The sequence below is a fragment of the Parasynechococcus sp. genome (genome assembly GCF_042954245.1).
Lineage (GTDB): Bacteria > Cyanobacteriota > Cyanobacteriia > PCC-6307 > Cyanobiaceae > Parasynechococcus.
Map to the genome: position 1 here is coordinate 1 of NZ_JBGKDP010000063.1, position 5,882 is coordinate 5,882.

The window sequence follows — 5,882 nt, forward strand, 5'->3', positions numbered from 1 at the left end:
CTCAACCAGCAGGCAGGGCGGCGCCAGCATCTCGTTGCGCTTCAACGCAGGCGATCCCGAGCTGAATGCGATCAAGGTGCAGAACGAGGTAAACCTGGCAAGCCGCCGGCTGCCCCATGCCGTGACGCGCCAGGGGCTCCAGGTGCAGCGCTCCTCGGAAGACCTGTTGATGATTTTGGGGTTCAGCCACCCACCGGATCAATACCTCCCCACCTTTCTCACAGGTTGGCTGGATCAGACCCTGCGGGACGCACTGCTCACCACACCAGGCATCGGCGATGTACAGATCTTCGGCAGCAGTGAACTCTCCTTTCGCCTGTGGTTAGATCCGCAACGCCTCGAACAGACCAACCTCACCCTTAGCGACGTCAGCCGAGCCCTGGCTGAACAGAACGTTTTGGCTGCCGTTGGCAGCATTGGGTCTGCCCCGGTTCCATCGGGCCAATTGCTGAGCCTTCCGGTAGAAGCGGAAGGACGACTCCGCAGCCAATCGGATTTCGAAAATCTCGTGTTGCGCCGGTTGGACAACGGTGGGCTGCTGCGCCTGAGGGATGTGGGACGAGTTGCACTCGGACAGCGCAACTACGGACGCAAAGCCATGAATTTGGCCGGCGAGCGTTCCGTGGCCGTGGGGATCTACCAGCGCGATGGGGCCAATGTCCTGGAGGTGAGCAGGGCGATCAAGCGCAAGCTGCAGCAGTTGGAAGCGAGCTTTCCCCCGGGCATCGAGCTCTCAATGATCGTGGATGTGGCCGACACGGTTCAGGCCAACCTCGATCGCACCTTCATCACCTTGCGCGATGCCGTACTGCTGGTGCTGGTGGTGCTGGTGCTGTTTCTGGGCCGATGGCGTCTCGCCCTGCTCCCTGGTCTTGCCGTGCCGGTGGCGCTAGTGGGAAGCCTCAGCCTGGTGAAACTGAGCGGTTCCAATCTCAACAGCCTGATCCTGTTTGGGCTGGTGCTGGCGACTGGGATCGTTGTGGATGACGCCATCGTCGTGAGCGAAGACATCGCCGGACGCATCGAACGGGGCACACCCCCCGAACAGGCGGCCGAAGACGCCATGGCTGAGCTGGCGACGGCCATTGTAGCCACCTCATTGGTGCTGGCAGCCGTGTTCCTGCCCGTGCTGCTCATTCCTGGGTCGATCGGACGCCTCTATCAACCGATCGCCCTGGCCATCAGCGGAGCGATTCTGTTCTCCACTTTGAATGCGCTCAGCTTCACCCCGATGGCCTGCGCCCGGGTGTTGGGGCCAGGTGGCGGCCGTATTCCTGGGGCCATCGGCAAGCTCAGCCACTGGCTTCGGCAGGGAATGCAAACCCTGCAATCCCAATACGCGAAACAGCTCGAGCATTGGCTGCAGCACAAGCGACTCATCGCCCTTGTATTGCTGAGCGGCCTGGTCATGACGGCCTCAGGATTGGCCGTGATGCCGACGGCGTTCATCCCCGACGACGACCAAGGCCAGATCCGCGGCTACTTCACCCTTCCCGATGGCGCCAGCCTCGAGCGCAGCGTGGCTGTAATGGACGATATCCGACGCGTTGTCAGCGAAGAGCCCCTGGTGCGCACCGGCAACTTTTATGCCGGCAGCTCCTTCGGACAGAGTGGAGAAGACCGTGGATCGTTTTACCTGCGCCTTCAGCCACTCAAGGATCGACCTGGCAAAGAGCAGAGCAGCAACGCCATCAAACTCCGGCTCAGCCAAGAGATTCAGCAACGGGTTGGTGATGCCAGGGTCGTGCTGATCACCCCGGCAGCCGTGCGGGGTTTCAGCAGCGAATCAGGACTCTCCCTGGAACTGCTGGACCGCAGCGGAGGGCAACTCAGCCTGGAGCAATTCGGCCAAGTCGCCCAGGACTTCATCCAGACGGCCAAGGCGACAGACCGATTTGAACGGGTGAGCACCCGCTTTGATGCCAGTTTTCCCCGCTGGCGGCTGGAGCTCGACCGCGACCAACTGGCTGCTCTCGACCTCGACTACGGCGGAACGCTGCGAGAAATCGGCATTGCCTTTGGCGGCCGCTACATCGATGACACCTTCGCGGACGGTCGCATCCGCTCGATTGTTCTGCAGCTGGATGGCCGCGAGCGACGTCGGCCGGAGGATCTCACGGGTCTGATGGTGCGCAACCGCAGCGGTGAGCTGGTGTCGATGACAAGCGTGGCCAGCTTGACCCGCGAGGAGGGCGTCAACAACATTCGCCACTTCGGGCTCAACCGGGCAATTCGGATCACGGCTATCCCCGCGCCAACGGTCAGCAGCGGTGAAGCCATCGATGCCCTCACCCAGGCCGGTGATCGCCTCGGAGGCAACAACATCGGCCTGGCCTTTACAGGCCTGGCATTGGAAGAACAACGGGCTGGACGGGTGACCTGGGTGCTGTTTGCCCTCGGCGTGACGGTGGTCTATCTGCTTCTGGCCGCTCTCTACGAGAGTTTCATTGACCCATTGATCATCCTGCTCACGGTGCCGATGGCCCTGCTCGGAGCTCTGGTCGGCTTGAAATTGCGGGGCCTTCCACTGGATGTTTACGGCCAGATGGGACTTCTGGTGCTGGTGAGCCTGGCGGCCAAGAACGGAATTCTGATCGTGGAATTTGCCAACCAGCGGATTGCGGCAGGCCTGGCCCTGCGCGAAGCCATTGTGGATGCGGCCGTGAACCGGATACGCCCGATCCTGCTGACAGCGGTCACATCCTTGGCGGGTTTCCTGCCCCTTCTGTTCGCCCAGGGCACGGGAGCCGCCAGCAGGATCAGCATTGGCACCGTGGTTTTCAGCGGACTGCTGGTGGCCTCGTTGCTGTCCCTGTTTGCCGTCCCTGCCGTTTATCTGATGCTGAAACGCGATCGAAGGGCCACCGCGTAAGGTGTGATTTCTATTTGATGGTTCTGCTGCTGGAAGGAACGATGACCATCACCTCGCGGACGACGACGGCAACCAGTTCCCAGGCGCAGTTCTTCGACTACGCCTCAGCTGCCAATCCCCTGCAGCAGGGGCTGATCAGCACGATCCCCTACCGCAGCTTTTCGGCCAGTTTTTTTGATCGAGCCGAAACGGCCCTGCAACCTCTTGATTTGAGTGCCGACTTGCACTGCGAAGGCCCGGCCACGGGTCCATCGCTGTGCGGCAACTTCATTCGGCTGGATCAGGGGTCCCTGCGCACCCATGCGGATGCGACCAGTCAGCTGTTCTTCGTGGCCCGAGGCTATGGACAAACCGAAGCCTGTGGTCAGGTTTTTCACTGGAGCGAAGGAGATACGTTCGTGCTTCCGGCTGGCGGGGAAGCCATTCACAGCAGCGAATCCCGCGCAGGCCTCTACTGGGTGCATGATGCGCCCCTGCTTCGTTATCTGGGCGTGAGCACCGTGAAGCCGGTGTTCGATCCCTGCTTCTATAGCCATCAGGATGCTCGCGCACAGCTGGATGCCATCGCCAGCAATCCCGGCGGAGCCAACGCCAACCGCGTGAGTGTGCTGTTGGGAAACAACGCGTTCCCACAGACGCGCACCGTCACCCACACCATCTGGGCCATGTTGGGAATTCTCCCCGCAGGCCAGGTGCAGCGCCCCCACCGACACCAATCGATCGCCCTTGATTTTGCGGTGGCCTGCCAACCGGGTTGCCACACGATGATCGGCACCGAGCTGGATGAGAACGGGATGATCCGCAATGGGCACCGGGAAGACTGGGTGGCGGGCGCAGCCTTCGTGACCCCGCCGGGCTACTGGCACTCCCACCACAACGAATCCGGCGCCGACGCCTACGTGTTACCAATTCAGGATGCCGGCCTGCACACCTACCTGCGCACTCTCGACATTGCTTTCAGCAAAAGGGGCCGGGCTAACTTGAGCAACACCCCATAGCTAGCCCAGCCTCAACGGATGAGCAGTTGGTGGTTCACCGACGTCAGGGCACCGTGTTCTGAATAACGACGGGCAATGCGCTCGAGGCGTGTTGCACTCGACAACCAAAGCGCTTCGATGCTGAAGGACTGGTGGGGATCAATCTGCGCAGGCGCCAGGAAGGCTCCTCCATCCGGCAAAAAAATCCAGCGATCAAGATCGCCTGCTGCAAAATAAATGTTGTCTCCTGGCGAAGGGAGGTCGCAACGCCAGTCGCCGATCAGCTGATCTGCCTCCAAGGGTGGACGTTCCACCGCTGAACTTCCGGCGAGGAACTCACGGATCAGCACGACCCGATCCAATTGCCCCGCACCATCCCAAAGCAGAACCAAGCGGTGACGGCGTTGGTCATGCAGGAACCCGAACTCGGCATAGAGCTTGGTCCAGGTGGACCGGTGCAGCGTCCCCCTCGAAAAACTGCCGGTGCCGAAGACCCCCATATCAGGATCCAGCCGCATGAAGCTTTGAACGATCCGCTTTTCAGGCTCGCCGGCAGGCGGTTGATGAGGAGAACTCGATCCCGCTCCCTCAGGCCAGAGCAGCAGAGTGAGATCGAGTGGCACACCGGAAGGAGCCGGTTGGAGCGTGAAAAGAGAGGGCTGACGCTTGGTGCGTTGAAGCGTCCGGTCCAGGCTGTCGAACCAGCCGCGCCACTCACCAACGTTGCGCTGCAGTAGCTCCCATTCGCCCACGTTCAGCACGATCCCCATCGAACCCTGAGGCTAGGCAGTGCCCAGGCCAAAACGAGAACAACAACGCAGTCCAGCAGAACCACTCCGAAGGACAGACAACAAAAATCCCCACCCGGTAAACCGAGTGGGGACGTTTGAAACGAGGAACGACTCGTCACGGGTTAATGCAGGAGGGAATTAACCGAATTTCCCTGAAGTCGAGGCAATCAGGAAGGCGGCGTACGTCAAGACATAGCCAACCGTGAAGTGAGCCAAGCCGACGACACGAGCCTGAACGATGGACAGTGCAACGGGCTTGTCGCGGTAGCCCATCATGTTGGCGATGGGGCTGCGCTGGTGAGCCCAGACAATGGTCTCGATCAGTTCCTGCCAGTACCCCCGCCAGGAGATGAGGAACATGAAGCCGGTGGCCCAAACCAGGTGTCCGAAGAGGAACATCCAAGCCCAGACGGCGAGGTTGTTGCTGCCGAACGGGTTGTAGCCGTTGATCAACTGGGAGGAGTTGAGCCACAGGTAGTCGCGGAACCAGCCCATCAGGTAGGTGCTGGATTCGTTGAACTGGGCCACGTTGCCGGACCAGATAGCCAGGTGCTTCCAGTGCCAGTAGAAGGTCAGCCAACCCACGGTGTTCAGAGCCCAGAAGACAGCCAGATAGAAGGCGTCCCAGGCAGAAATGTCGCAGGTGCCCCCACGGCCGGGGCCGTCGCAGGGGAAGGAATAGCCGAAGTCTTTTTTGTCGGGCATCAGCTTGGAGCCGCGTGCATCCAGAGCACCCTTCACAAGAATCAGGGTGGTGGTGTGCAGACCTAGAGCAATGGCGTGGTGAACCAGGAAGTCACCAGGGCCGATGGACAAGAACACATCAGTGTTGCCATTGATCGCGTCCAGCCAGTAGTGCTCACCAGGAATGTTCTGGGCCGCAAGGCTGGCGGAGCTGGAGGCATTAGAGAGGAGAACGTCCATTCCGTACATGGCCTTACCAGAGGCGGCCTGAACGAACTGGGCGAACACGGGCTCAACCAGGATCTGCTTCTCGGGAGTACCAAAGGCAACGACCACATCGTTGTGAACGTAGAGGCCGAGGGTGTGGAAACCGAGGAAGAGGGAGACCCAGCTCAGGTGGCTGATGATCGCTTCCTTGTGCTCGAGCATCCGAGCCAGGACGTTGTCCTTGTTGGCTTCGGGGTCGTAGTCACGGATGAAGAAGATCGCACCGTGGGCGAAGGCACCACACATCAGCGCGATGGCGATGTACTGGTGGTGGGTGTACAGGGCTGCCTG

The 5,882-nt window shown here is 60.8% G+C and carries 3 protein-coding genes and 1 pseudogene; 2 read left to right on the forward strand and 2 right to left on the reverse strand.

The annotated features are described in order from the left end of the window. The coding region (locus ACGVJ8_RS03115; RefSeq protein WP_392345440.1) for an efflux RND transporter permease subunit at window positions 1–2,872 on the forward strand (2,872 nt) is incomplete at its 5' end. Between the two features lie 41 nt (window positions 2,873–2,913). Further along, entirely contained in the window at window positions 2,914–3,870 is a 957-nt protein-coding gene (locus tag ACGVJ8_RS03120; RefSeq protein ID WP_392345441.1) for a cupin, read from the forward strand. Window positions 3,871–3,881: 11 nt separating this feature from the next. On the opposite strand, the gene ACGVJ8_RS03125 is transcribed toward ACGVJ8_RS03120, so the two are convergent. After that, window positions 3,882–4,619 carry a DUF3598 family protein gene (locus tag ACGVJ8_RS03125; RefSeq protein ID WP_392345442.1) on the reverse strand — a complete coding sequence of 246 codons (738 nt, stop codon included), beginning with the start codon at window positions 4,617–4,619 and terminating at the stop codon, window positions 3,882–3,884. 159 nt (window positions 4,620–4,778) lie between these two features. Further along, window positions 4,779–5,882: pseudogene (gene psaB, locus ACGVJ8_RS03130) on the reverse strand (photosystem I chlorophyll a apoprotein A2); the annotation flags it as partial.

What these genes read in the sequence shown, in the direction of transcription:
- ACGVJ8_RS03120 (WP_392345441.1), top strand. Translation starts at nt 2,914, where the DNA reads ATGACCATCACCTCGCGGACGACGACGGCAACCAGTTCCCAGGCGCAG.
- ACGVJ8_RS03125 (WP_392345442.1), bottom strand. Translation starts at nt 4,619, where the DNA reads ATGGGGATCGTGCTGAACGTGGGCGAATGGGAGCTACTGCAGCGCAAC.